Origin of the sequence: Allobosea lupini (assembly GCF_900109525.1) — a bacterium.
GTDB lineage: Bacteria > Pseudomonadota > Alphaproteobacteria > Rhizobiales > Beijerinckiaceae > Allobosea > Allobosea lupini.
In genome coordinates this window covers 145,044-170,479 of record NZ_FOAN01000010.1, presented here as the reverse complement: position 1 = coordinate 170,479, position 25,436 = coordinate 145,044, and the positions used below count along the sequence as shown (strand labels likewise).

At 65.9% G+C, this 25,436-nt stretch carries 22 protein-coding genes; 14 read left to right on the top strand and 8 right to left on the bottom strand.

Features of this window, described 5'->3' with window-relative positions; all coding sequences use genetic code 11:
• Nucleotides 1-81: 81 nt before the first annotated feature.
• The gene (locus BMZ21_RS25035; protein WP_091841360.1) at nt 82-2,757 is read right to left on the bottom strand and encodes a phosphoenolpyruvate carboxylase; all 2,676 of its coding nucleotides are present in this window, start codon (nt 2,755-2,757) and stop codon (nt 82-84) included.
• Between the two features lie 178 nt (nt 2,758-2,935).
• Between BMZ21_RS25035 and BMZ21_RS25030 the strand changes: the two genes are divergently transcribed.
• From BMZ21_RS25030 to BMZ21_RS25015, 4 genes are all read left to right on the top strand, one after another.
• Complete coding sequence (locus BMZ21_RS25030; RefSeq protein ID WP_143079796.1) at nt 2,936-3,340, top strand: hypothetical protein; 405 nt, start codon at nt 2,936-2,938, stop codon at nt 3,338-3,340.
• A 417-nt stretch (nt 3,341-3,757) separates the two neighbouring features.
• Nucleotides 3,758-3,973, top strand: coding sequence for a DUF4167 domain-containing protein (locus tag BMZ21_RS25025; protein WP_208862369.1), 216 nt, complete (start codon nt 3,758-3,760; stop codon nt 3,971-3,973).
• A 118-nt stretch (nt 3,974-4,091) separates the two neighbouring features.
• Nucleotides 4,092-4,589 (top strand): DUF3859 domain-containing protein, encoded by a 498-nt coding sequence (locus tag BMZ21_RS25020; RefSeq protein WP_167561743.1) that lies wholly within the window; start codon nt 4,092-4,094, stop codon nt 4,587-4,589.
• Between the two features lie 806 nt (nt 4,590-5,395).
• Entirely contained in the window at nt 5,396-6,145 is a 750-nt protein-coding gene (locus BMZ21_RS25015; RefSeq protein WP_091841173.1) for an AAA family ATPase, read from the top strand.
• Nucleotides 6,146-6,189: 44 nt separating this feature from the next.
• On the opposite strand, the gene BMZ21_RS30075 is transcribed toward BMZ21_RS25015, so the two are convergent.
• Entirely contained in the window at nt 6,190-7,008 is an 819-nt protein-coding gene (locus BMZ21_RS30075) for a hypothetical protein (RefSeq protein WP_143079795.1), read from the bottom strand.
• A gap of 120 nt (nt 7,009-7,128) precedes the next feature.
• On the opposite strand from BMZ21_RS30075, the gene BMZ21_RS25010 reads away from it, so the two are divergent.
• Nucleotides 7,129-8,199, top strand: a complete 1,071-nt coding sequence (locus BMZ21_RS25010) for a serine hydrolase domain-containing protein (protein ID WP_244543999.1) — start codon at nt 7,129-7,131, stop codon at nt 8,197-8,199.
• Nucleotides 8,200-8,438: 239 nt separating this feature from the next.
• Entirely contained in the window at nt 8,439-9,341 is a 903-nt protein-coding gene (locus BMZ21_RS25005; RefSeq protein ID WP_091841167.1) for a DMT family transporter, read from the top strand.
• Between the two features lie 136 nt (nt 9,342-9,477).
• Here the strand turns inward: BMZ21_RS25005 and gpt are convergent, their stop codons facing one another.
• The 4 genes from gpt to BMZ21_RS24985 form a co-directional block, all read right to left on the bottom strand.
• Entirely contained in the window at nt 9,478-9,987 is a 510-nt protein-coding gene (gene gpt / locus BMZ21_RS25000) for a xanthine phosphoribosyltransferase (RefSeq protein ID WP_091841164.1), read from the bottom strand.
• Between the two features lie 110 nt (nt 9,988-10,097).
• On the bottom strand, nt 10,098-11,924 hold the full coding sequence (locus BMZ21_RS24995) for a methyl-accepting chemotaxis protein (protein ID WP_167561742.1): 1,827 nt from the start codon (nt 11,922-11,924) through the stop codon (nt 10,098-10,100).
• Between the two features lie 447 nt (nt 11,925-12,371).
• A complete protein-coding gene (locus BMZ21_RS24990; RefSeq protein WP_091841158.1) occupies nt 12,372-13,136 on the bottom strand; it encodes a competence/damage-inducible protein A in 765 nt (254 codons plus the stop codon).
• Nucleotides 13,137-13,262: 126 nt separating this feature from the next.
• The gene (locus BMZ21_RS24985; RefSeq protein WP_091841156.1) at nt 13,263-14,114 is read right to left on the bottom strand and encodes an FkbM family methyltransferase; all 852 of its coding nucleotides are present in this window, start codon (nt 14,112-14,114) and stop codon (nt 13,263-13,265) included.
• Nucleotides 14,115-14,239: 125 nt separating this feature from the next.
• On the opposite strand from BMZ21_RS24985, the gene map reads away from it, so the two are divergent.
• Nucleotides 14,240-15,064: a type I methionyl aminopeptidase gene (map, locus tag BMZ21_RS24980; protein ID WP_091841153.1), complete on the top strand. Its 825-nt coding sequence runs from the start codon at nt 14,240-14,242 to the stop codon at nt 15,062-15,064.
• The gene (gene radC / locus BMZ21_RS24975) at nt 15,061-15,789 is read left to right on the top strand and encodes a RadC family protein (RefSeq protein WP_091841148.1); all 729 of its coding nucleotides are present in this window, start codon (nt 15,061-15,063) and stop codon (nt 15,787-15,789) included. The genes map and radC overlap by 4 nt, the downstream gene beginning before the upstream one ends.
• A 40-nt stretch (nt 15,790-15,829) precedes the next feature.
• On the opposite strand, the gene BMZ21_RS24970 is transcribed toward radC, so the two are convergent.
• Both BMZ21_RS24970 and BMZ21_RS24965 read right to left on the bottom strand, forming a co-directional pair.
• Nucleotides 15,830-16,837, bottom strand: a complete 1,008-nt coding sequence (locus BMZ21_RS24970; RefSeq protein ID WP_091841145.1) for a hypothetical protein — start codon at nt 16,835-16,837, stop codon at nt 15,830-15,832.
• Entirely contained in the window at nt 16,830-17,846 is a 1,017-nt protein-coding gene (locus tag BMZ21_RS24965) for an NAD(P)-dependent oxidoreductase (RefSeq protein WP_244543998.1), read from the bottom strand. The genes BMZ21_RS24970 and BMZ21_RS24965 overlap by 8 nt, the downstream gene beginning before the upstream one ends.
• A 123-nt stretch (nt 17,847-17,969) precedes the next feature.
• On the opposite strand from BMZ21_RS24965, the gene BMZ21_RS24960 reads away from it, so the two are divergent.
• The 6 genes from BMZ21_RS24960 to BMZ21_RS24935 all read left to right on the top strand — a co-directional run bounded on the left by BMZ21_RS24960 (nt 17,970) and on the right by BMZ21_RS24935 (nt 25,433).
• On the top strand, nt 17,970-18,590 hold the full coding sequence (locus tag BMZ21_RS24960) for a TetR/AcrR family transcriptional regulator (protein WP_091841142.1): 621 nt from the start codon (nt 17,970-17,972) through the stop codon (nt 18,588-18,590).
• 107 nt (nt 18,591-18,697) lie between these two features.
• Nucleotides 18,698-20,113, top strand: a complete 1,416-nt coding sequence (locus BMZ21_RS24955) for a circularly permuted type 2 ATP-grasp protein (protein WP_091841139.1) — start codon at nt 18,698-18,700, stop codon at nt 20,111-20,113.
• An 85-nt stretch (nt 20,114-20,198) separates the two neighbouring features.
• A complete protein-coding gene (locus BMZ21_RS24950) occupies nt 20,199-21,140 on the top strand; it encodes an alpha-E domain-containing protein (RefSeq protein ID WP_091841137.1) in 942 nt (313 codons plus the stop codon).
• Nucleotides 21,141-21,445: 305 nt separating this feature from the next.
• Nucleotides 21,446-22,273, top strand: a complete 828-nt coding sequence (locus tag BMZ21_RS24945) for a transglutaminase family protein (RefSeq protein ID WP_091841134.1) — start codon at nt 21,446-21,448, stop codon at nt 22,271-22,273.
• 81 nt (nt 22,274-22,354) lie between these two features.
• Complete coding sequence (locus tag BMZ21_RS24940) at nt 22,355-23,104, top strand: proteasome-type protease (RefSeq protein ID WP_091841132.1); 750 nt, start codon at nt 22,355-22,357, stop codon at nt 23,102-23,104.
• A 142-nt stretch (nt 23,105-23,246) separates the two neighbouring features.
• Nucleotides 23,247-25,433, top strand: coding sequence for a putative bifunctional diguanylate cyclase/phosphodiesterase (locus BMZ21_RS24935; protein WP_091841129.1), 2,187 nt, complete (start codon nt 23,247-23,249; stop codon nt 25,431-25,433).
• Nucleotides 25,434-25,436: the final 3 nt, after the last annotated feature.

Genomic DNA, 25,436 nt, shown 5'->3' with positions numbered 1-25,436 from the left:
TCTCGGGCGAAGCGCAGCGCGGACCCGGGAATCTCTTTCAGGAGATGGTCGGCTCAAGGTCGACCATGACGCCCACACCCCTCACCCAAACGCCCCGATCTCATGCTGGATCGCGCCCGAGACCTCGCGTAGCAGCCCAAAGCACTCCCGCATCGGCTCGACCACGTCGCGATGGAAGGCGGCATAGGCGCCGCCCTCGCGAGGGCCGGCAGGCTCGCCGAAATCGAGCCCCAGCGCCGGGTCGGGATTGAGCGGGAAGATCTGGCCGAGCAGCGCGAGCGCCCCGGCCATGTCGAGCCGCAGGATACGCTCGAGCAGGAGTTCGCGCGTCACCCCGGCATATGGCCGGAAGTCCGGGATATGCGTCGCCGACAGCCAGATCCGGTGCAGCAGCGAGAGGCGCAGCGTATGCAGCGCCACCAGCCGGACCGGCATCGCCGGCGGCTCGCCCGCCGCCTCCTTCAGCTTCAGCCGATCGGATGCGAAGCGCCAGAACAGCCTTCGCAGCGAAGGCGCAAGATCGAGCCGCGCCAGCGTCTCGGCGACAGCGAGCAACTCGTCGCGGCGACCCTCCTTCTCGGTACGCCGGGCCCGGTCGAACCAGGAGCCGGCATCGAGCGTGTCGAGATAGGCGCGCAGCACGTCGAGATCGCTGTTCGCCATGGCATTGGCCGCAAGCCGATAGGCCCGGCCGAAGCGTTCGGAGCTCTCGCGCATGCTGGCGAACAGCTCCGGCGCCCGCGCTGCCGCCTGGCCGATGCCGTGCACGCTGTTCGCCAGCCAGCCGAGCTGCTGCAGGATCGCATTGTTGGGAATGGCGCGCAGCTCACGGGGATGGCGGATCACCGTCGGCCCGCCGGCATCGCTCTGCCGTGCCGCCGGGCGCGAGCCGGTCTTGTCGAGCAGAGAGGGGCCGAACGTGCCGATCAGCGCCGCATAGCCGGGATCGTCGACGAGATGGGTCATCTCCTCGCGCACGGTCTGGAAGAACTCGGTGGCAAAGTCCGGCTCGGCATAGATCGGATCGTCTGCGCCGGCAGCCGCGTCCGCGAAGACGGCTTCGGCGATGCGCGCCACCGTCGCGCCCGCAAGCCCCTTGGTGCCGAAGAGCAGATAGCCGTCGCTGCCCTGGAAGCTGGTCTCGCGCGTGACCTTGACGCCGGCCTTGGCGAAGGCGCGTCGCGGCCATTCCGGATCGAGATAGGCGAGCCGGTCGCTGAGGCTGTCGGGATGGGCGCCGCGCCCGGCCGACTCGCCATGCGTGTCGAAGATCACCAGCTCGATATCGGTGAGCCCGTAGCGCTGCAGCAGCTCGAGGATGCGGCTCCTCAGCCGCTCGACCCAGAAGGTCGCCGCGACCTGGCCGATATAGCGGCCGGAATCGGAATAGCCGAACTGGACGCAGAGCCGGCCATGACGCTTGAGATAGTCGCGCCAATGCGGGCTGCGCAGCGCCTCGTCGATGATGCGGGGCCCCTGTTCGAGCGCGTCCGACGTCTCGAAGAGCGGCGAGATCTCGACGAGATCGGCGATGCCGAAGCGCCTGGCGAGATAGAGCGCCGACAGGAGCGTGTAGCCCGTCTCGGTTTCGGCGATCAGGAAGCGCACCGGCCGCGAGCCGTCGACATGCTTCACGATCTGCGCGACCATCATCATCATTCGCGCCGCCGAGGCGCGCTCGACCGCCAGCGCGCCGAAATCGACCGGCGTCGGCTTCACTTTGGCGAGTGCCTGGTTGACGGCTGCGAGGAAGGCGCGCCGCTGTGCCGGCTGGGCCGGTTCCTCGTCGAGCGAGATCACCCCGCGCATGGCGTTGTGAAGCTGCGAGGCGTTCAGCCGGAAATGCGGCAGCGCGATCGAGACGCCGTGGGCGATGGCGCCCGCCCGCGCCAGGATCAGAGCTTCCGCCGTCGCCTCGTCCTCGGCCAGCACGATCGCCTTGTCGAGCGCCGCCACCAGCTTCGACGCTTCCGGCAGCGCCGCCTCCCGCTCGCCGACGAGCGCCAGCGAGAATGCCTGCAGGGCCGCGATCTCCGGCTTGCTGTTGAGCGGCGGGCAGAGCGCCAGCTGCCGCTCCACCGCGGCGAGCGCATCCTCGACCAGCGCCCTCACCTCGGCGGTCGCCGGCGCCTCCGGCAGCTTCTCCAGCAGGCGGAAGAACTGGCCGCGCTTCGATTCCAGCCGGTAGCGCAGCGTGTCCCACCAACCGATATCGGTGCGTCCATCGGTGTCGCAGCCGACCCAGGAGGCGAGCAGCAGGGCGCGCGGCCTGAGCTCGCGCCAGCGCTGCGGCCAGCGCGCCCTCGCCTCGGCCAGGAAGGCGGCATTCAGCCGATCGATCGCATCGCGGGCGTTGCGCACCGAAAAGCGCGCCTGCTCGAACTCGTCCTGCAGGGTGATCGCCGCATCCGGCCGGAAGGACAGGTCAGCGGCCCTCAGCGCCGTCGCCTCGCCCTCGTTCGAGGCGAGTTCGGCCAGCGCATGCGCCACCGCCCGGCTCATGCCGAAGGTCGGATGCGCGGTGAAGACGGCGGCGAAGCGTACCCGCGCCAGCGCCGCCGCATAGGCCTCGAAGGGCTGCGCCGAAGCGCTCGCCTCGTCCGCGACACGCCGGGCCAGCGCGGCATAGGCTTCGCTCTCGTTGCGCTCCAGCCCGACATAGGCGGCGACGCGCGCTGCCCGGTCGGCGAGGGCTGCGCGGCCGAGCTGGCGGATCAGCGCGGCGGTATCGGCAAGCGTCACCTCGCCGCGATCCATCTTGCGGGTCAGCCAGAGCGTGACGCGCAGCACCGGATTGCCGAACGGGTCCTCGCGCGCATCCGAGCGCGCCTGCACGATCGCCGCCGACAATTCGCCCGCCAGCGCCGATGGCGACAATTCCTCCGCACCCGCCACGCCGCTCTCCGCTTTTCAATCGTGTGATGAGCGGGAGCAGGTGAGCAGGATTTGGATTTTGCTGCAACTGCGAAATGAAATGCGGCTCAGCAGCGCGATGGCGGACGTGACGCCTGCGTCGCAATCCGCAGCCCGCCCTTACAATCACCGTTTCCATAGCCATATCGGCATGGACCCGGAGGAATTCATGGATACGACGGTGCGGCGTGATCTCTCCGGCAACTGGGGCGTCTCCGACCTGCTCGAACGCTCGATCTGCTCGATCATTCGCGACCCGCATGGCAGTTGCTGGATCGTTCTAGGGCAGGACCAGGTCGCGCGCCTGACCGATATCCGGAAAGGGCCGTTCCTGTCGGTGGATGCTGCCATGACGGCCATCGCGAAAAATCTCAATGGACCCTGCCGCCATCGTACGGCGACTGTGCCGACCAACTATTTCCCGTAGGATCTCGGCGGGCCCCAAAAATAAAAGCGCCGCTGGCCAACTTGTTTTGGCCGCATTGTTTCTATAGACAGAATGTAGAGGCGACGATTGACCGACTGGCTCCTCTGATTGGACCCTGCGGCGCGCCTTACTCCTATCGTCGAAAACCGATTGCTGCCCTCGGCAGCACCATCGCTGCACGCACAGCGTGCCCGGCGATTTCACACACGAGACCGCCCGGCCCCGGCCGAGCGGCAAACGGATATCAATGCTAGTATCAACCGAACTGAAGTCACCCGAGACCAGGTACGTCGCCGACGCGATCGCCACCACGCTTACGCCGAAATCCGCCCCTGATTGGAAGCCGGAGCCCTGCGGCCTCAGCCGCCAGGAGCTGCGGCGCATCGTCAGGAAGATGCTGGGATGAGGAGGCCGGTCATGCCCACGCGCCAACCCGGATCCACCGCCTTCGACGATCATGTCCCCCGGACCAACGCCACGCAGCCAAGGCGGGGCTCATCCGCGCGGGCCAGTTACGAGCGCTACCTCGCTCTGGCCAAGGCCAAGGCCCTCGCCGGCGACCGGATCGAGGCCGAGCGCTACTATCAGCATGCCGAGCATTATCTGCGCCTGATCACCGGCTCGGCAGCCTGAAAAGCCGGGGCTCGCGCCGTGTCGGGCGATGCCGCGCTGCCCCCGCCACAATCTCTCCATCAGATCGCGCTTTGACGTGATCATGCGAATGCGACGGATCGCGACGACTGGCGCTGCCATGGCGCTCATCACCATGGCGGGGCCTGCGGTTGCCGGCCCCAAGGCTGAGATCGTCGACTTCGGCGTGGTCGCCGGGCGCCTCGTCGACAGCCAGCCGGAAGCCGGTCAACGTGCTCTGGAACCGGTCCGCGCCATGCAGAAGCTGCGCTATATCGAGCGCAGCGACCAGATCGAGGCTCGGCTCTGCCGGAATTTCGGAATCACGGTGAGGCTGGTTCCCACGCCGCCGTTCCGCATGCCGGACCGTGTCGAGGTGCGGGTTCTGCACCCGGACCTGACGCGCCCCGACGGCAGGCAGAGCGCCGAGACGCGCTTTCCCAGCTATGTGGTTGATGGTCTCAGCCATGCCGGCTTCACCTTCGAGCATGACTGGGAAATGGCGCCCGGCCCGTGGACGATGATCGTCTCGTTGCGTGGAGACGAGATCGCCCGCAAGGATTTCAGCGTCACGCTGCCGCCCCCCGGCGCGCCCAAGTCCGATTGCGGCATAGGCTGACCATGCAAGGCCGGCGCCGCCGCGCGTGTTTGCCTGGGGTCCCACGCCTTTCCGTCATGGTCGGGCTTGTCCCGACCATCCACGTCTTCCTGCAATGCGGAGTTCAAGACGCCGATGCCCGCCATAAGGGCGAACATGACGGCCGGGCGAAGCGGGGATAACTCACCTATCAATCCCCGCCCCCGAAACCCGGCTTATGCTTCCTCCTGTCCCGCCCGAACCGAGGGGGCTTCGCGAGGCATCATGAGGCCGGGCGGGAGAGCGGTGTTTCGTGGCGACAGGGCCTTGCGAGCCCGAAGGAGCCCGGTTCGGCACAAGTGCGACCCACTTCTGCGATCCGAGCCGACTCCTTCCACCACGGAGGGGTTTTCGTCGATGGGAGAGGCCCTCCCAGTCCTGCCGGACGTAACCAGACGGCGAGAACACCTGAAGAGAACCGCGGCGCGGGGTTGGGCAGTGGCCAGTGGCGCTGCCTCGACATTTCGACATCGACATTCGGCACGCAGCCGTCGACTGCGACGCCGCCTTGACCCCGCGCCCTCCCTCGGATGGCGACCAATCGAACCCTCGCGGCGCCGAGCCGGCGGGGCATCACGCATGGTCGATCGTTTCGTGGCCTTCACTGTTTCAGCGCAGGTCGTCCCGGGCGGAGCGCAGCGCAGACCCGGGACCCATTCCGGAACAGTCCCGATAGAGGTTCAGGCATGGATCCCGGATCGGCGCGGCTTCGCCGCTTGTCCGGGATGACTCGCGGTTTCGTCAAACATGGTACCCACTGACTGCCCCACCCCCGCCCGCGAGCCCCGATGCGACGAACCCAGACCCGCCTGCCCGCGCCTTTTCTCCGGCGCATCTGGCTCGACCGCGACGCCGTGCCGGACGCCGACGCCTATCCCTGGTGCCTGCCCTTCCTGCGCGAGGACTTCGAGCTCTCCTTCGACAAGCCGATCACCATCATCGTCGGCGAGAACGGCACCGGAAAATCGACGCTGCTCGAAGGCATCGCCGTGCTCGCCGGCTATGACGAGGCCGGCGGCGGCAAGGGCTATCGCCCGGTCGACCATGCGCTGGCGCGCGAAGCCACGGGCGGCCGGCTCTCCAGCGCGCTCAAGGCGAGCTGGCTGCCGAAAGTCACCGATGGCTGGTTCTTCCGGGCCGAGAGCTTCTTCTCGGTGGCGCGCTATCTCGACGCCGTCGGCGGCGCGGACGGCCCCGATTTCCTCTCCCATTCGCATGGCGAGGGTTTTCTGCGCTTCTTCGAGGAGCGCTGCCAGCGCCGCGGCATCTTCATTGTCGACGAGCCGGAATCGGCGCTGTCGCCGGCCCGCCAGATCGAATTCCTCAAGCTGCTGCGCCGCATGGACCGGCTCGGCCAGTGCCAGGTGATCATGGCGACCCACGCCCCGATCCTGATGGCCTATCCGGGCGCCCGCCTGCTCGGCCTGACCAAATACGGGCTCGATCCCGTGACGATCGAGCAGACCCAGCATTTCCGCCTGATCCGCGAGTTCTGCCTGGACCCGGCGACATTCGTGGAAACGATGATGGAGGAGTGAGGGTCTCGGTCGCGATTTGGACTGCCTGCTCGCCATCATGAGGGCTAATGCGACCACCCTTTGCTTCCCGCCGTGATCCGAACAACATCAGATGCTGGAATGACTATAATGCTATCTGAAGTCTGGAATATCGCATGATGCGATAACATCATGATTATTTTACTATTCTTATAGAGCGTTTCGACGTTGCCTTTATCTCTGGCTAAAATTTCAACAAAAGATTCCTTAGAAGTTTTTACGTACAAACCTCGGCAAACCCCAAAAATAAATACAACAAGCATAAAACTAACGCCAAAGCTTATAAACATCTGTAAAGCAATAAACCGACCTTCGATCAGTCTACTGGTAATATCAATAGTCATAAGCAGTGATATCATTGAGAATACAATCAAGGAGGAAACCGCTATAATTCTAAGTTTAATCCAAACATCGCCATCAATAAATAATTTATATTCCGGCAAAATATAAATTAATAACAATGCCAATATTAACAAAATCAAGACAATATTCCTTAGTAATTTATTATTATAGTTCATTATTTTTGGAATTTCTTGAGCGAAAACAGTTATGATTGAGATATAAGCCAGAACAAAAAGCACTCCAATCAGAGCGAGTTTTAATAAATCTGAATACTCTAATATCCAGACCAGCCCAGAGCCAAATACTATTAAATAACCATAGGCGAACAAAGCGGCCATAGCCGCACCTAATATCGTAGCGATCGCAGAAATTACGAGAAAATGTTTTGTTGCGTATTCTATCACAGGATGCTCTCGCAACAGGTTAATCCCAACAGAAAGATAATGGATTAGCACTTGTTGAGCTGCAATCTCATTTCGTTTCCGACGCATCCAAAGTGCCAAATTTCCACTGCTAGCTGCTATTCCGCCCTATGAGGTTCGACCTGCGCCAGCAGGCGAAGACGTCTCCCAGAGCCAATGCTAAGCCTGTCTCATTAGCCCTCATCTCCCCGAGTCCCCGCCTTGTCCAGCTCCCTCTCCCCCGCCCGCCTCCAGGCCGCCGTCGACTTCGCGCAGGCGCATGATTCCCCCTGGCCGCACAGCATGTTCTATCCGGACGGCGCCTATGTCGGGAATCGCGAATGGGACGAGACGGGTCCGTGGACCGAGATCGTCGGGCCGGTCGAGCCGCGCGGCGGGCCGGCCGGCGTCGTGCTCAAGGGCGGCAGGGTCGTGGCCGAATGGGGCGATGTCGAGCGCGCCGACATGACCTTCTCGATCGCCAAGAGCTATCTCTCGGTGCTGGCCGGCCTTGCCGTCGCCGACGGGCTGATCGCCGATATCGACGAGCCGGTCGGCAAAAGCGTCGACGGGCCGTATTTCTCCAGCCCGCACAACGCCAAGATCACCTGGCGCCATCTGCTCAACATGAACAGCGAATGGCAGGGCGAGATCTTCGGCAAATCCGACCAGGTCGACCATTTCAGGCAGATCGGCATCGGCGCCGACAACAGCCGAAAAGGCCAGCGCCGCGAATTGCGCGAGCCCGGCAGCCTCTACGAATACAACGACGTCCGGGTGAACGCGCTCGGCTACGCGCTGCTGCGCCGCTTCCGCAAGCCGCTTCCCGACGTGCTGCGCGAGCGCATCATGGACAAGGTCGGCGCCTCGCAAGGCTGGCGCTGGGAGGGCTACGAGACCTCGTGGGTCGAGATCGACGGGCAGCGCATGCAGTCGGTCCCCGGCGGCGGCCATTGGGGCGGCGGCCTCTTCATCAGCGCCCGCGACCATGCCCGCTTCGGCCAGCTGATCGCGCAGAACGGCGTCTGGGACGGGCGCGAACTGATCCCGCCCGCGTGGCTGGCGCAATCGGTCGTGCCCTCGCCGACCCTGCCGAATTACGGCTTCCTCTGGTGGCTGAACCGCGGCCCGGCGGCCAACCCCAAGCTGCCGGCGAGCGGCTTCAGCGCGCAGGGAGCGGGCAACAACCTGATCTGGATCGACCCCGAGCACGAACTCGTCGCCGTGCTGCGCTGGATCGACAAGGCCGCGATCGACGGCTTCCTGGAGCGGCTGGTCGCGGCGGTGGAGTAGGCGGCTCCCTTCTCCCCTCGGGGGAGAAGGTCCGGCAGGGGATGAGGGCGGTTCGACCGGGTGAGCCATCCTTCCCTCATCCGTCAGCGCTTCGCGCTGCCACCTTCTCCCCCGAGGGGAGAAGGGTTCCCCGCGATTCCCGCCCATGCGTCCGGCGTAGAGCCTCCCGCCGCGCCCACCCTTGCCGCAACCTCCCGCTTGAGCCCATAAGCCGCCCTGCTCCCGCAAGGCCTTGAACAGTGTCCAATCCCGCCTCCTCCCGCCTCGCCATCGGCTTTGCCTTCGGCATCCTCTCGGCCGTGATCTGGGGCGTGCAGTCGGTGGTCTCGCGGCAATCGGTGGTCGACGGGCTCTCGGCCGGCGACGTCACGATCCTGCGCTTCCTCGCCGCCTCGCTGGTGCTGCTGCCCTTCGCCATCGCGCGACTGAAACCCTTCCCGGTCGGCAAGCTCGGCTGGAAGCGGGCGCTGATCCTCACCGCCATCGTCGGCCCGAGCTACAGCCTGATCCTGGTCGGCGGCGCGCATTTCGCCCCGGCGCTGCACTCCTCGGTGATCTCGCCCGGGCTGATCCCGGTCGCGACCGCGCTGCTCGCCGTCTTCGTCCTCGGCGACCGGATCAGCCCGCTCAGGGTGATCGGCCTTGCCATCATCGTCGCCGGGATCGTGGTCTTCTCCTTCGAGGCGATGGCGAACACCCCGACGCGCGAGGGCGCCTGGATCGGCGACCTGCTCTTTGTCCTGATCGCCCTGCTCTGGTCGGTGTTCGGACTGCTCGCCCGGCGCTGGGGGGCGGACGCGGTCGAGGTCACCATGGCAACCTGCCTGCTCTCGGTGCCGCTCCTGCCGCTGCTGGCGCTGGTCCAGCCGGTCAACCTGCTCTCGGTGCCGCTGCCGGCGATCGCGCTGCAGGCGCTCTATCAGGGCGTTCTGGTCGGCGCGGTCGCGCTCTTCCTCTATACGGAAGCGGTCACGATCCTCGGCGCCGCCCGCGCAGCGCTGTTCCTGCCGCTGGTGCCGGTGGTCACGGCGCTGTCGGGCGCGATCATGCTCGGCGAGCAGGCGTCGACGCTGGAGATCGCCGGCATGGCGCTCGCCGTCACCGGCATGGTGGTGGCGCTGAGGGCGCCGAGCAGCGCGTGAACCAATCGCAGCCCTCATCCTGAGGAGCCGCGCAGCGGCGTCTCGAAGGATGCTCGACCTGGTTCCGGAGCCTCCTGAAGCATCCTTCGAGACGCAGCCTGAAGGCTGCTCCTCAGGATGAGGGCTGAGGATATCCTCAGCCCTTGTGGTCCTTGGCGATCGGCTCGACATAGGCCAGGCCCATGTCCCAGGGGAAATAGATCCAGGTGTCCTGGCTGACCTCGGTGACGAAGGTGTCGACCACCGGCACGCCGGCCGGCTTGGCGTAGACCGTGGCGAAATGCGCGTTCGGCAGCATCTCGCGCACGACCCGGGCGGTCTTGCCGGTGTCGGTCAGGTCGTCGACGACGAGCACGCCCTTGCCCTTGCCGTCGCCGATGGCGCGGATCGAGGGGGCGATCTCCTTCATCACCTTGAGCTCCGACTGGTTCTTGTAGTCGTGATAGCTAGCGATGCAGACCGTCTCGATCAGGCGCAGGCCGAGCTCGCGGCAGATGATCGCCGCCGGCACCAGACCGCCGCGGGTGATGCAGACCATCGCCTCGAACGGGCCGGCATCGGACAGGCGCCAGGCGAGCGCGCGGGCATCACGGTGGAACTGGTCCCAGGAGACGGGAAAGGCCTTGTTGGCGGAAGCGTCAGCCATGGCGGCGGGTCCTGCGGCAGTCTGAACAAGAGGCTTTCCGCAAAGCGCATTCGGCCGGCGCTGGCAAGAGCCGTGCAGCGATAATCCCCGCCGCGCAGCTCCTAAATCGCCTAGAACTCGGCCCAGCCGTCGTCGCCCCGGCCACCATTGGCCACCCTGGCACGCGGGAACGGCACGGGTTTGCCCGGCGCGGCTGCAGCCTTCATCGCCGGCAGGACCGAGCGCAGATCCGCGGCCAGTCGCGCAGGCTGGTCGCCGCCGCCGAGCCGGAAGGCGCCGACCAGCGCCGCCAGCGCCTGCGTCTCGCCCTGCAGGTCGCGCGACAGCTTCGAGCTGGCGTCGGCCATCAGCGAGTTGCGCTGGGTGATCTCGTCCATATGGGCGACGGTCTTGGCCATTTCCTCGACGCCATTGGCCTGCTCGGTCGCCGCGCTCGAGATCTCGGCGATGGTGCCGGCGACCCGGTTGGCCGCATCGACGATCTCGTCGAGCGTGCGGCCGGCATCCTTGACCAGCTGGACACCGGAGCGGACCTGCTCGCTGGAATTGGCGATCAGCGACTTGATGCCGTTGGCGGACTCGCTGGAGCGGCCGGCGAGCGCCCTGACCTCCGAGGCGACGACCGCGAAGCCCCGCCCGGCATCGCCGGCCCGCGCCGCCTCGACCGCGGCATTGAGAGCGAGCAGGTTGGTCTGGAAGGAGATCTCGTCGATCATCGAGATGATGTCGGCGATCGAGGCCGAGGCCTGCTCGATCCGGCCCATCGCCGCCACCGCATCGGTGACGATCGCCCCGCCGCGCGAGGCGACGGTCTTCGCCTCGTCACCGAGCGCCGCCGCCTGGCGCGAATTGCCGGCGCTGGTCTTGATCGAGGCGGCGAGCTCCTCGGTCGTCGCTGCCGTTTCCTGCAGGCTCGACGCCTGGGATTCGGCCCGTTCGGCGAGCTCGACGCTCTCGCTCGCCATCTTGTCGGCAGCAGCGCCGACCTTGCCGGAGATCACGCCGACGGCGCTGATCATCTGCGCCATCGTCTCGATCAGCTCATTGATGCCGCCGCAGAGGACGGCGACCTCGCCCTCCTTGCCGGCCATTTCGATGCGCGGGGTCAGGTCCTTGTCCTTGGCCCGACCGATCACGCTCTGCGCCTCGCCCACCGCCTTGGCGAGCTGGCGCGCCGCCTTCTGCTCGGTGATGTCGGTGGCGTATTTCACCACTTTCAGCGGCCGCCCCTTGGCGTCCATGATCGGGTTGTAGCTCGCCTGGATCCAGACTTCGCGGCCGCCCCTGCCGAAGCGCTGGTACTGGCCGGAATCATACTCGCCGCGGCCGAGCTTCTCCCAGAAGGCGCGGTATTCCGCCGAGCTGCGATAAGCCGCGTCGCAGAACATGGAATGATGCTTGCCCTTGATCTCGTCGAGCGAATAGCCGGTGACGGCAAGGAAGTTCTCGTTGGCGTCGAGGATATGGCCGTCGAGCGTGAACTCGATCACTGCCATCGCCTTGCGGATCGCCGAGACCTGCCCGCCCATGTCGGCTTCCCGGTTCTTCTGGTCGGTGATGACGGTCGCGAACTTGACGACCTTGACCGGCTTGCCGCTGGAGTTGAGGACAGGGTTGTAGCTCGCTTCGATCCAGAGCTCGCGGCCATCGGCGCCGACGCGCAGGAACTGCCGCGCCTCGTATTCGCCGCGCGCCAGCCGCGCCCAGAAGTCCTTGTATTCGGCGCTTGCGGCTTCTTCCTTGGTTACGAAGATGCTGTGATGGCGCCCGCGTACCTGATCGAGCGTATAGCCCATCGCCTTCAGGAAGTTCTCGTTGGCGTCGAGGATCGTACCATCGAGCGCGAAGCCGATCACCGCCGTCGAGCGGTTCAGCGCCGCCATTTCCGCCGCGAGGTCGCGGCGCGAGGCGCCGCTCCTGAAAGGATTGAGCCGCATGCCTCTTGCCCCCATTTGAACAGGTCAAGAATGCAATTAATTCGTTTACGGACTGATAATGACAGCGCGAATGCTTGATACGGCAGCGCTGGAGCCTGACGAAAACGCTTGCACCTGCGCTGGCTCCCAAGGCAAGAGCTTTCGTGTGTATGCAAATGAGACAGTAACATGCAGATTGTATGGAAGATTAAGCCTCGATATCCAGGACGCGCGGCGGTGGCTGCCGGGAATACTGACCGGCTGGACTAGTAGCGCGGCACTCGATCGTTCATGAGCAGTACGTCATACTCGTAAAAAGTGTATTTTTATACGACACAACCATCGAGAAGTTCGCTCGCCTGGGTTGAATTGACCTGAGCCAGAGTGCTTTTGGTCAGAACGACAATGTCACTCCCGCCGCATCGCAACGCGCGCGGGAATGATGGTTCCGCCCAGCACGCGACGTCTCTAATGGCGCAGCCGCGACCGCTCTGCCTCGACCATCGCCTTCACGGCTGCCGTTGCCAGCGCCAGCTTCTCCGGATCGCGCGAGCGGACGACGATATTGGTGTCCGGCCCGGTTTCCGACCAGAACGGGTAGGAGCCTATCGAGCAGTCGGGATGGGCTTTGGCGATCTCGGCGAGCGGCGTGCCGATATCGCCCTCGCGCAGGCCCGCCTGCACCGTCTCCGACAGGATCTTGGCACCGGTCTTCAAAGTCGGTCCGACGACGTCGAGCATGGCCTGCATGATCGCCGGCACGCCGGCCATGACATGGACGTTGCCGATCTTGAAGCCCGGGGCCTTCGACACGGAATTGGCGATCAGGTCGGCGCCGGCCGGAATGCGCGTCATCCGCATCCTGGCCTCGTTGAGTTGATCCTTGGGGAAGCGCTCCAGCAGCATGTCGATCGCGCGCTGGTCGTAATCGATCGGCACGCCGAAGGCGGCCGCGACCGCATCTGCCGTGATGTCGTCATGGGTCGGGCCGATGCCGCCGGTGGTGAAGACATAGGTGTAGCGCGAGCGCAGCGCGTTGAGCGCCGAGACGATCTCGTCGGTCAGGTCGGGCACGACCCGGACCTCGCGCAGCTCGATGCCGATATTGGTCAGGTACTCGGCGATGTAGCCGATGTTCTTGTCCTTGGTCCGTCCGGACAGGATCTCGTCGCCGATCACAAGGATCGCGGCGGTGATCACCGGCTGGAAGGCGGGCGATGGCTCTGCCGTCATGGGCTTTTCCTTGCTGTTTGATTTCGCCGCATGCGTGCCCCGATACGCCAGCGAGCTAAGCCGCTTGCGCACAAGTGCTCAAGCACCGCGCCAGTCGGAGCGGCCATGCGCGCGCGGCGCAGCGGCTCACGAGGTCGTGCGCTCGTAGACCAGGTTGAGCCGGGTCTGGGCGATCAGCCTGTAGCCCTTGCTTTCCAGCAGGGCCGGCAGGTCCGCCTGCCAGCGGCCGCGCGAATCCTCGACGATGATGAAGCCGGGCCAGAGCGCCTCGGGCGCATCGTGCAGGAAGGGTTCGAGGATCAGGTCCTCGGCGCCTTCGACATCGAGCTTGATCGCATCGATCCGCTCATAGCCCTCGCTCTGCACCAGAGCGAGCAGGGTCGTCGCCGGCACGCGGACCGAGTTCGCATTGCTGGAGCGCAGGATGCGCACGCTCGATTCGCCCTTGTTGGCGGGGTCGAGGAAGAGCGTCAGCTCGCCCGGCTTGTCGGCGAGCGCGCAGGCGACCGCCTTGACCGTGCCGAACGGGTTCTGGGCGATGTTGTAGGTCAGCCGCGCGAAGATGTCGGGCTGCGGCTCGACCGCGAGGATGCGCGCGCTCCGCCCCGCCCGCGCCGCGACGAACAGCGAGTAGGCGCCGATATTGGCACCGACATCGATGAAGCTGAAACCGTCGCGGATGCGCGCGGCCAGGAGCTCGCGCTCCTGCGCATCGAAATATTGCGGCGTGAACAGCACACGCTTCTCGCAGACATTGCCCTCGGGATAGAGCCGCATCTGCGCACCGAGGGCCTCGATGTCGACAGGCTGGCCCTTGAGCCGGTTCAGCCCGAGGCGGCGCAGCGCGAAGGCGAGCTTGCGACCGAGGAAGGAGCCGGAGGCGCAGCGCGTCCAGCCGATGATGCGGGCGATGAGCCCCTGCGGCGCGAAAGTGCCGAAAGGCTGGTCCTCGACCGACCTGATCTCATTGAGTGCCATCGGCGGGCTGATACACCCCAAGCGCGGATGGCGCCAGCGGCTTCGTCGGCGATCCCGGCGGCGCATCCGCCTTGCACCGCACCCCAAACCCAATAGATAAGGAAGCCAAGGAGCGGCCTTCCGGAATGACCCTGAACGAATCGATCTCGCGCGGGCGGCGCGATCCCGCCATCAAGCTGCATGGACCCGAAGCCTTCGCGGCAATGCGCAAGGCCGGGCAGCTGACCGCGCGCGGACTCGACATGCTCGCCGGCGAGGTCAAGCCGGGTGTCACCACGCAGCGACTCGACGACCTCGCCTTCCAGTTCGCCATGGACAACGGCGCCTACCCGGCGACACTGTTCTATCGCGGCTACACCAAGTCGATCTGCACCTCGGTCAACCACGTCGTCTGTCACGGCATCCCCGACGACAAGCCGATGCGCGAGGGCGACATCATCAACATCGACTACACCCTGATCGTCGATGGCTGGCACGGCGATTCCAGCCGGATGTTTGCGGTCGGCGATATCCCGCGCAAGGCCGAGCGGTTGGTCGAAATCACCTATGAGAGCCTGCTGCGCGGCATCCGCGCCACGCGCCCGGGGGCGACCACCGGTGATATCGGCTTCGCCATCCAGCGCTATGCCGAGGGCGAGCGCTGCTCGGTGGTTCGCGACTTCTGCGGGCATGGCCTCGGCCAGGTCTTCCACGACGCGCCGAACATCCTGCACTATGGCAGCCCCGGCGAAGGCGTCGAGCTCAAGCCCGGCATGCTCTTCACCATCGAGCCGATGATCAATCTCGGCAAGGCCAGCGTGAAGGTGCTCTCCGATGGCTGGACGGCGGTAACGCGCGATCGTTCGCTCTCGGCCCAGTTCGAGCATACGGTCGGCGTCACCGATACGGGCTGCGAGATCTTCACGCTCTCGCCCGCCGGCCTCGACAACCCGCTCGCGCCGCGCCCATGAAGACCAGCGGCAACGGAAAATCAGCCCCGCTTGCCGCTGCCCCGGACGATGCCCTGCCGCATCATCTCGGCCATCGCGACCGCCTGCGCCAGCGCTTCCTCGACGCCGGCGACGGCGCACTGCCCGATTACGAACTGCTCGAGCTCCTGCTCTTCCGCTCGATCCCGCAACGCGACGTTAAGCCGCTCGCCAAGCAATTGATCCAGCACTTCGGCTCCTTCGCGGAGGTGATCGGCGCGCCCATCTCGCGGCTCACGGAGGTCAAGGGCATCGGCGAGAGTGTTGCGCTCGACCTCAAGATCGTCGAGGCAGCGCTGAAGCGCACGATGAAGGGCCAGGTCGCCAAGAAGCCGGTTCTGTCCTCCTGGTCCTCGGTGATCGATTATTGCCGCCTCGCCATGGCCTTCGCCGAGCGCGAGCAGTTCCGCATTCTCTTCCTCGACAAGAAGAACGCTCTGATCGCCGACGAGGTGCAGCAGACCGGGACGGTCGACCACACGCCGGTGTATCCGCGCGAGGTGATGCGCCGCGCGCTGGAGCTCTCGGCGACCGCGTTGATCCTGGTGCACAACCACCCCTCCGGCGACCCGACACCGTCCGGCGCCGACATGCGCATGACCCGCGAATTGGTTGATATCGCCAAGCCGCTCGGCATCGCCATCCACGACCACATCATCGTCGGCCGCGACGGCCATGCCAGCTTCAAGGGCCTGGGGCTGATCTGAGGCTGCCCCAGGCGCAGCACGCCGGGGTTGACGTGGCCGGTCACGTCTCCCGCATGACGATGCCGAACCCGGCCAGCCGCCGCATCAGGTGCCCCGTATCGACCAGCGTCTCCGGCAGATGCAGCCCCGAGGTCGGCCGCGGCTTGCCGGCCAATCCGAACAGGCCCTCGATCACCACGGCGATGCCCTTGGCGCTGAGCGCGGCATAGCCGTCCAGGTCGACGAGCTCCCAGCGGAAGCGGCCCTCGCGACCATCCTTGCGCTGCCCCGCGATCTCGATGATCACCTCATGCGAGGGCTTCTCGCCACGCAAGGTGCTCGCCGTCTGCCCCTCGGCGAAATCGACGCGAACGCTCTTGGCCGCGCTCGCCGACAGGCTGAAGACGTCGACCAGGCCGACCGTCGCGCCCTGATGTGTGCGGCCGTCGATACCGGTAAAGCTGCGCTCGGTTTGCGGCGCGCCGATCCAGCGCCACAGCCCTTGCGATCTGACGAGAGGCGCCGGGCCGATCGCGCCGATCCGCTCCATGTCCTCCTGCGAGGCCAGCCCCAGCGGATCGGCCGGATCGAAGACGAGGCCGACCTCGATCGCCTCGATGCGCTCGAAATCGGATGCGGCGTGCAGTGCCGCGAGGGCTGGCACCGAGCCCATGCTGTGTCCGAGCAGGACGACCGGCGCAGCTTTGGGCTGGCGGATGAAGCCGGCGATCGCAGGGCCGATTTCGAAGACGCCGTCCGAGAGCGCGATATAGGCCGCGCCCTGCGCGGCGGCCCAGTTCTGCGTGCGCAGCGACAGATCGCGCACCGCCGTCAGCACGACCGCCGGCTCGAGATCAGCCGGCAGGCCGAGATCGTCGCGTTCGAGATCGAGCGGAGCGCTGATTGCGTGACCAAGCTCTGCTGCCAGCGCTTCCGCCTTCGCTGTGTCGCGCCCGGCAATCACCAGCGGCAGTTCAGGATGAAGCTGACGCAGGGCGCGGGCCGTGCGTGAGCCGACGCTGCCATAGCCGCCCAGGATGAGGACGGGGCCGAAAACGACTTCAGCCATTGGCGTTGCGCTCCGTGAAGACCGCGCCGAATTCCTTCATCCGGGCGAGGCAATAGGCCGGCTCGATGATGCTGTCGGGGAAGTAGAGGCCGGGCTTCAATGCCTCGCCGCCGGCTAGCCCGAGCGCGCGTTCGGTTGCGAGCGCGACGCCGAGCGCCGTCAGCGGCGCCTGGCCCTGCGGATGCACGACCTCATAGGTCCGGGCGGCGCGCTCGCCGGAGTACAGCACGCCCTCGATCGTGATCACGCTCTCGGTCGAGAACGGCCCGCCGGCCCGGCGGCTGGCCGAAACGTCGAAGGCCAGATCGAAACGGATATCCTTCGCGTCGGTCGCGGTGGCGAGGCTGAGTACATCGAGCGGACCATAGGCCGTGGCCGGCAGCTCGACGCCGTCGACGCTGCGATAGCGCGCCTTGGCCTCCTCGCCCGCGATCCAGGCGAATCGGCCGTCCTTCAGCGTCAACGTCGCCGAGCCCGACTGCGTGATGCGTTCGTAATCGGCCAGCGCCGCCTGCCCGCCCATATCATGCTCGTCGAGCAGCACCCCGACATGAATCCGATCGATCGAACGGAACGCCTTGGCGTACTCCAGCGCCGGAAACAGCGCCGCGCCAGCCAGCCACTGGCTGGCGAGCACGACCGGCGCCGCCTGCGGCTGATGGATGAAGCCGGCGGCCTCGATGCCGATCTCGAAGGCGCCGCTGGAAACGCTGAGATGCGGGATGCCCTGGCGCTGCGCGAAACGCAGCCCGTTGCTCCAATCGTCCTTGACGAAGACGATGATGGCGCTGAAGCGGCCGCTCTCCGGCAGGCCGAGATCGGGCTTGGAGAGATCGGCGGTAAGCGCCTCGACGCCGAGCTTCTCGGCGACGGCCTGCGCCTTGCCGAGGTCGCGGCCGGCGATCGTGACTGGCAGGCCGGGATGCAGACGGCGGATCGCCGCAGCGGCCTGCGCGCCGACGACGCCGGAACCGCCGATGATGAGGACTGGATTTTGGATATTGGGCACAGGAGGCCTCCGTCACGAAGCCAACGCCGAAGCGCCAGCTTTATTACTAGAAGTAACTTACTATAAGTAGGAATGCAATTTCCCTCTTGTCAAGCGCGCCTTCGCCGGGATTCTTGAATCGCCATGCCAGAGCCCTTCGCCGTCGCCTCAAGCCGCAAGCTGCCGAAGCAGGAACGCCGCGAGCAGCTGCTCGATTGCGCCCAGGAAATGGTGCGCGAAGAGGGCACCGATGCGCTGACGCTGGCACGGGTGGCCGAACGCGCAGGGGTTACCAAGCCTGTCGCTTACGATCATTTCGGCACGCGCGAGGCGCTGATGGCCGAACTCTTCCGGCGCATCGACGATCGGCAGACCGCCATTCTCGTGGAGACGCTGAAGGCGACCGCCGACGAGCTCGGTGCCGTGGCCGCGACGATCGCCGCAGCCTATATGAGCTGCGCCCGCGAGGTCGGCACCGAATGGTACGCGCTCTCGGCCGCATTGAGAGGCAGCGAGACGATGGAGGCGGTGCAGCGCGAGCTCACCGCCCGCTATGTCGGGATCTGGCAGGGCGCTTTTGCCCGGTGTGCAGGCCACCTTCCCGCTGACGAGTTGCAGCTGCGCTGCGTCGGCATCCTCGGCGCAGGCGAGGCGATCTCGATCGAGCTGCTACGCGGCCATGTCACCGAAGCACGGGCCGCGGCGACGCTGGCGACCCTGATCGCGGCGACCATTGGCGCGCCGGCCGCTGCTGCGGCGAGCTGATCTCTGCCCAAGAAAGAGGCAAGTCTAGCCAAAGTGCTTGGCAAAGAACCCCTTTCCGAACGCGAGCGAATACGCATAGGCTAGCCGAAACAGGGGAAGACGGCTGCATGGTCGCATTCGACGAGATGACCGGGGGAGAAGGCGGCCTGCGGGCGGCCTATGGCGAGCTCGATCGCTGGCTGAAGGAGGCGCCACCCGAGATGCTGGCGCTGCGCCGCTCACAGGCCGAGCTGTTCTTCCGCCGGATCGGCATAACCTTCGCCGTCTACGGCGACGAGGAATCGACCGAGCGCCTGATCCCCTTCGACATCATCCCGCGCGTGCTGACCAAGCCGGAATGGACAAAGCTGGAAAAGGGCCTGCGCCAGCGCGTCACCGCGCTCAACATGTTCCTGGCCGACGTCTACGGGAAGAAGGAGTGCCTGAAGGCGGGGATCATCCCGCCGGAGCTGGTCTATCGCAACGCCTGCTACCAGCTGCAGATGGTCGATTTCCAGGTGCCGCACGGCATCTACTGCCACATCGCCGGCATCGACATCGTCCGCGTCGACGCCGACACTTTCTATGTGCTCGAGGACAATGCCCGCACGCCGTCGGGCGTCTCCTACATGATGGAGAACCGCGAGGTGATGCTGCGGCTCTTCCCGGAGCTGTTCGCCACCCACCGCGTCGCGCCGGTCGACAATTATCCCGACCAGCTGCTGGCGACCTTGCGCTCGGTCGCCCCGCACTCGGCGTCCTCCGATCCGACGATCTGCCTCCTGACCCCCGGCCAGTACAATTCGGCCTTCTACGAGCACTCCTTCCTGGCCGACAAGCTCGGCGTCGAACTGGTCGAGGGCTCGGACCTGCTGGTCAAGGACGACGTCGTCTACATGCGCACGACGCAGGGGCCGAAGCGCGTCGACGTAATCTACCGCCGCATCGACGACGACTTCATCGACCCGCTTGTCTTCCGCAGCGACTCGGTGCTCGGCGTGCCCGGCATCATCGGCGCCTACAAGGCCGGCAACGTTACGCTCGCCAACGCGGTCGGCACCGGCGTCGCCGACGACAAGGCCGTCTACAGCTACATGCCGGAGATCGTGAAGTTCTTCACCGGCGAGGAGCCGATCCTGAAGAACGTGCCGACCTACCGCTGCCGTGAGCGCGAGGCCAACGCTTATGTGCTCGACAATCTCGACAAGCTCGTCGTCAAGGAGGTCAACGGCTCCGGCGGCTACGGCATGCTGGTCGGCCCGCATGCCAGCAAGCAGCAGATCGAGACCTTCCGCAAGAAGCTGAAGGCGCAGCCCGAGGGCTTCATAGCCCAGCCGACGCTGGCGCTCTCGACCTGCCCGACCTTTGTCGCCTCGGGCGTTGCGCCGCGCCATGTCGATCTGCGACCCTATGTGCTGTCGGGAGCCAACGGCATTTCCTGCGTCCCGGGCGGGCTGACCCGCGTCGCGCTCAAGGAGGGCTCGCTCGTGGTCAATTCCAGCCAGGGCGGCGGCACAAAGGACACATGGGTTCTCGATGCATGAGCGAACGGGAGCGACCTCGATCCAACCTGCCCCCGACGCCAGGCGCTCGCGCGAACTACATCACGCCAAGAGACCGGACCTGATCATGCTTTCCCGTACCGCCGACAGCCTCTACTGGGTCTCGCGTTATGTCGAACGGGCCGAATACCTCGCCCGCATCCTCGACGCCACGACCCGCCTGACCAACCTCCCCTCCGCCTATGGCGGCGCCGGCACCGAATGGCAGAGTGCGGTCGCCACCGCCGGCTGCGAGGATACCTTCGCCAAGGCCTATGGCGAGGCGAACGAGCGCAATGTCTGCGATTTCCTCAGCTTCAATCCGGACAATCCCACCTCGATCCGCAACTGCTTCGCCCTCGCCCGCTCCAACGCCCGCGCGGTCCGCACCGCGCTGACCTCGGAGATGTGGGACGCGCTCAACGGCGCCTGGCTCGAACTGCAGCGCTTCGAGCGCAAGCGCATGGACCGCGAGGAGTTCGCCCGCTTCCTCGACTGGGTGAAGAATGTTTCGCTGACCTTCGACGGCTCGGCCTACCGGACCATGCTGCGCGACGACGGCTACTGGTTCTCGCGGCTCGGCGTCAATGTCGAGCGCGCCGACAACACTGCCCGCATCCTCGACGTGAAATACCATGTGCTGCTGCCGGAGACCGAGCAGGTCGGCGGATCGCTCGATTATTTCCAGTGGACGACGATGCTGCGCGAGGTCTCGGCGCTCACAGCCTATCACTGGGTTTATCGCCAGGCGGTGAAGCCCGTGCTGATCGCCGACCTCCTGATCCTCAACCGGCGCATGCCGCGCTCGCTGGCGAGCTGCTACGAAAACATCTCGCGCTTCCTCGACCAGATCGGCGACGCCTACAACCGGCACGGTCCGGCCCAGCGCCAGGCGCGCAAGACCCTGACCAATCTCGCCAACACGCCGATCGAAGCAGTGTTCCAGCGCGGGCTGCACGAGTTCATCGAGGACTTCATCACCGAGAACAACCGCCTCGGAAACGTCATTGTCGAACAATACCTGCAATAAGAGTCTCTAACAGAATCTGAGCAGGTCTGGATGGGTCTTGGAGGAGCCGAATGCCAGGAGGAACGCGCAGCCGATATCCTTCGATATCGGCAAGTCGGTCCGACGCCGCAGGCGGCCCTCCAAGGCCCACCTCCGGCGCCGGGAATTCGCCCGCCCGCGGCGTCGCGTCGCTTGCCGATACCAACGGTATCGGCTTCACGCCGCTCCTGGCGGATCGGACGAATTGCCGACGTCCAGACCTGCTCAGATTCTGTTAGAGGCTCTTAGAGCTTCCCTTCCGCGCTCGAATTTGGATTCCTCACCGCATGCGGATCCGGATCTCCCACAGCATCGCGTATTCCTATGCCGAGCCGGTGCGCCAGCTCAGGCAGGTTCTGCGGCTGACCCCGCGCGACCATGACGGGCAGCATGTCATGTCATGGCGCATAGCGCCCAATATCGATGGGCGCCTGCATGCCGGACAGGACCCGTTCGGTAACATCACCCACGACTTCTCGGCCGAAGGGTCGATCGACGACTACACGATCGAGATCAACGGCCTGGTCGAGACCGTCGACCTTGCCGGCGTGGTCCGCGGCGTGACCGAGAAGGTGCCGCCGGACGTGTTCATGCGCGACACCCACCTGACGCAAGGCAGCGAGGCTTTGCGTGCACTCGCCGACAAGGCTGCCAGTCGCGACGGCAGCGACCTCACCAAGCTGCACGCCCTGATGGAGACGATCAACGCCGAGATCCGTTGCGTGCCGACCGCCGACCATCTCGGCATCGGCGCCGCCGCCTGCGTCGAGGCCGGCGAAGGCATCCCGCAGGACGTCGCCCATGTCTTCATGACCTGCGCCCGCCTGCTCGGCGCACCCGCGCGTTATGTCTCCGGCTATGTTGCGGCCTCGGACACCCTGCCTCACGCCGACGGCGCCCATGCCTGGGCCGAGGCCTGGCTGCCGGATTACGGCTGGATCGGTTTCGATGCCGCCAATGGACTCTGCCCGATCGACACCCATGTGCGCGTCGCCGCCGGGCTCGACTTCGCCGACGCCGCCCCGGTCCGCGGCGCCCGTACGGGCGGTCAGGGCGAGAGCCTCCTGATCGAGGTCAGCGCCCAGGCAGCCAAGCCCCGTTTCCAGGGGCAGTAGCGGCACCACCGCATTGCCGCTGTCATGGCGGCCTGATACCCAGCCTCTCGCGTGCCATGTCGGCGCGCTGCGGAGATCATCGTGACCTATTGCGCCGGTATCCTCGTCCAGGACGGGCTCGTGATGATCGCCGACACCCGCACCAATGCCGGGCTCGACGACATCTCGACCTTCCGCAAGCTGCACGTCTTCTCCTGGCCGGGCGAGCGGACGATGGCGCTCGCCACCGCCGGCAACCTCTCGCTCACGCAGTCGATCGTCAGCCTGCTCCACGAAGGCATTCCCAATCCGGAGACGGGCGAGGCCGAGACGCTGCAGAACGCGCCCTCGATGTTCCGCGCCGCACAGCTCGTCGGCCGCGCCGTGCGCATCGTGCGCGAGACCGATGGCGAGGCGCTGCGCGAGGCCGGTCTCAAATACGACATGTCGCTGCTGTTCGGCGGCCAGATCGTCGGCCAGCCGATGCGGCTCTTCATGGTCTATTCGGCCGGAAACTTCATCGAATGCGGCATGGACGCGCCCTTCCTGCAGATCGGCGAGCACAAATACGGCAAGCCGATCCTCGACCGCGCCGTCACCTTCAGGTCGCATCTCTACGACGCGCTCAAGGTCGGGCTGATCTCGATGGATTCGACCATGCGCTCCAATCTCGGCGTCGGCTTGCCGATCGATATCATCGTGCTCAGGCGCGATGCTGCAGCGCCTGAGCTGAACCGCCGCATCGAGGCCGGCGAGCCCTATTTCCATGATCTGCGCGAGCGCTGGTCGGCGGCTCTACGCGCCGCCCATATGGCGATCCCGCGCCCGCCCTACGAGCCGACCGGCGAATAGTCTCGGCGCGGCGATTTCGGCTGAAGAATCCGCAGCTTCGCTGATTTCTCGGCGGTTCTGGAAACCGGATAGCAAGATTCCCCTGCCAAGGTCCGCTGTCAGCGTGCCGCTACAGGTCTGAGTCTTGCCGACGAACGTTAAGATGACGAACACCGAATCGTCGGCACGCATGCTGACACGCACGCTGGCGACCTTGGCCGGTGCGTTCGCGCTGGTTCTGGCGGCGGTACTCGGCGTGATGTCGGCCATGGTGAACGACACCAACCAGCTCGAAGCTACCCGCCAGCGCGACCGTGTCGAGACGGCACTGGCGACGCAGGTGCGCCTGCGCCAGTTGCGCTTCGAAAATCTGCAGGCCGCGGGCGTGCTGCAGCCGATCCTCAACAGCCTCCTGCCGAGCGTCACACTGCAATGGGCCTTCGCCCAGGTCAGCAATCGCTTCCTCGATTTCGACGGCACCTATCTGGTGACCGCCTCCGGCCGCATCCTCGCCGGCGTCCTACATGGCGAAACCGCAACCCAGGCCGACTACGACGCCCTGGTCCGGATCAGGCCGGACCTGCCTGGCGGCACGGCTCAGACGGAACCACATGGCATCGGCGAAGGTCCGGTCACGGCCAGGCTGATCCAGAACGGCGCCGACACCGTCGGCGTCATGACCGCCGACCTGCGCAAGGGCGAGCAGACCGGCCGTCCCCAGTTTCCCGAGGCGGCAGCCTTCATCGTCGGCTATCGCAAGGTGACGCAGGCCCAACTCAACGAGATCGGCCTGCGCTATCGCCTCCCCCAGCTGGCAGTCGTGACCGAACGCCCCGTCAACCCGCTGGGACGGCGCGACATCGCCTCGCCCGACGGCTCCGTCAACGCCTGGCTGAGCTGGACGCCGGAGCGGCCGGGCGATGCGATGATCCACCAGTTCGCCTGGGCACTCGGCGCGGTCGTCCTGCTGTTCGTCGCTCTGTTCGCCTATGTCTTCCATCGCCTGCGGAGCGCCGCCCAGCAGATCGCCGCACGCGAGAGCCAGATCCATCGCCTCGCCGGCCAGGACGAACTCTCCGGCCTGCCCAACCGGCGCACCTTCGACCTCCGGCTCGACCAGGAGATCGCCCAGCTTGGTCGGACCAAGAGCGGGCTCGCCGTACTGCTGCTCGACCTCGATCGCTTCAAGGCCGTGAACGACACCTACGGCCACAATGCCGGCGACGAGCTGATCCGTCAGGCCGCCAAGCGCCTGACCACCGTCCTGCGGCTGGGCGACACGGTGGCTCGCCTCGGCGGCGACGAGTTCGGCATCATCCAGACCCATATGGAGGCGCCGAACGCCAGTGCCGTGCTCGGCCAGCGCATCCTCGACGCGCTGACCGAGCCTTTCGAGATCGGCGGCGTCGCCGTCAGCATCGGCTGCTCGATCGGCATCGCCCATGCACCGCGCGACGGCGCCGACCGCAGCACGCTGCTGCGCCTTGCCGACACCGCGCTCTATCAGGCCAAGAACGAAGGCCGGAACCGCTACTCCTTCTTCGAGCCGCAGATGAACCGGGCGCTGCATCTCAAGCGCATGGTCGAAGAGGATCTGCGCAACGCCATCGCCCGCGACCAGCTGCTGCTGCACTACCAGCCGCAGGTCTCGATCGACGGCTCCAGCATCGTCGGTGTCGAGGCGCTGGTGCGCTGGCCGCATCCCGAGCACGGGATGATCCCGCCGTCCGAGTTCATCGGCATCGCCGAAGAGCGCGGCCTGATCGTGCCGCTCAGCGAATGGGTGCTACGCCGCGCCTGCGAGCAGGCCCGGCAATGGCCCGGCATCAAGCTGGCCGTCAACGTCTCGCCGATTCAGTTCCGCCACAAGGACTTCGTCGCGAGCGTGATCCGCGTCCTCGAGGAAACCGGCTTCGACCCCGAGCGGCTCGAGCTGGAGCTGACCGAGGGCGTCGTGGTCGAGGATGCCGATGCTGCCGAAGCCGCGATGATGGACCTGCGTGCCCATGGCGTCAGCCTGGCGCTCGACGATTTCGGCACCGGCTATTCGAGCCTGATCTATCTGCGCCGCTTCGCCTTCGACAAGATCAAGATCGACCGCTCCTTCCTCGAATACATGGAGGCGACCGGCGAGTCGGCGATCCTCGTCCATTCGGTCGTGCATCTCGGCCGGGCGCTCGGCCTGCGCGTCTGCGCCGAGGGCGTCGAGACGGCCGAGCAGCACCGCTTCCTGCAGGCGATCGGCTGCCACGAATTGCAGGGCTTCCTGTTCTCCAAGGGCGTGCCGCCCGAGGAGATCGACCGCCTGCTGACACTCGACCGGCCGTTCGAGCAGGCGCTCGCAGCCTGAGCG

Excerpts from the sequence above, each read along its gene's own strand:
- BMZ21_RS25035 (WP_091841360.1), bottom strand. The coding sequence starts at position 2,757 with ATGGATCGCGGCGAGGTGACGCTTGCCGATACCGCCGCGCTGATCCGC.
- BMZ21_RS25025 (WP_208862369.1), top strand. The coding sequence starts at position 3,758 with ATGCCCACGCGCCAACCCGGATCCACCGCCTTCGACGATCATGTCCCC.
- BMZ21_RS25020 (WP_167561743.1), top strand. The coding sequence starts at position 4,092 with ATGGCGCTCATCACCATGGCGGGGCCTGCGGTTGCCGGCCCCAAGGCT.
- BMZ21_RS25015 (WP_091841173.1), top strand. The coding sequence starts at position 5,396 with ATGCGACGAACCCAGACCCGCCTGCCCGCGCCTTTTCTCCGGCGCATC.
- gpt (WP_091841164.1), bottom strand. The coding sequence starts at position 9,987 with ATGGCTGACGCTTCCGCCAACAAGGCCTTTCCCGTCTCCTGGGACCAG.
- BMZ21_RS24995 (WP_167561742.1), bottom strand. The coding sequence starts at position 11,924 with ATGCGGCTCAATCCTTTCAGGAGCGGCGCCTCGCGCCGCGACCTCGCG.
- BMZ21_RS24990 (WP_091841158.1), bottom strand. The coding sequence starts at position 13,136 with ATGACGGCAGAGCCATCGCCCGCCTTCCAGCCGGTGATCACCGCCGCG.
- BMZ21_RS24985 (WP_091841156.1), bottom strand. The coding sequence starts at position 14,114 with ATGGCACTCAATGAGATCAGGTCGGTCGAGGACCAGCCTTTCGGCACT.
- map (WP_091841153.1), top strand. The coding sequence starts at position 14,240 with ATGACCCTGAACGAATCGATCTCGCGCGGGCGGCGCGATCCCGCCATC.
- radC (WP_091841148.1), top strand. The coding sequence starts at position 15,061 with ATGAAGACCAGCGGCAACGGAAAATCAGCCCCGCTTGCCGCTGCCCCG.
- BMZ21_RS24970 (WP_091841145.1), bottom strand. The coding sequence starts at position 16,837 with ATGGCTGAAGTCGTTTTCGGCCCCGTCCTCATCCTGGGCGGCTATGGC.
- BMZ21_RS24960 (WP_091841142.1), top strand. The coding sequence starts at position 17,970 with ATGCCAGAGCCCTTCGCCGTCGCCTCAAGCCGCAAGCTGCCGAAGCAG.
- BMZ21_RS24955 (WP_091841139.1), top strand. The coding sequence starts at position 18,698 with ATGGTCGCATTCGACGAGATGACCGGGGGAGAAGGCGGCCTGCGGGCG.
- BMZ21_RS24950 (WP_091841137.1), top strand. The coding sequence starts at position 20,199 with ATGCTTTCCCGTACCGCCGACAGCCTCTACTGGGTCTCGCGTTATGTC.
- BMZ21_RS24945 (WP_091841134.1), top strand. The coding sequence starts at position 21,446 with ATGCGGATCCGGATCTCCCACAGCATCGCGTATTCCTATGCCGAGCCG.
- BMZ21_RS24935 (WP_091841129.1), top strand. The coding sequence starts at position 23,247 with ATGACGAACACCGAATCGTCGGCACGCATGCTGACACGCACGCTGGCG.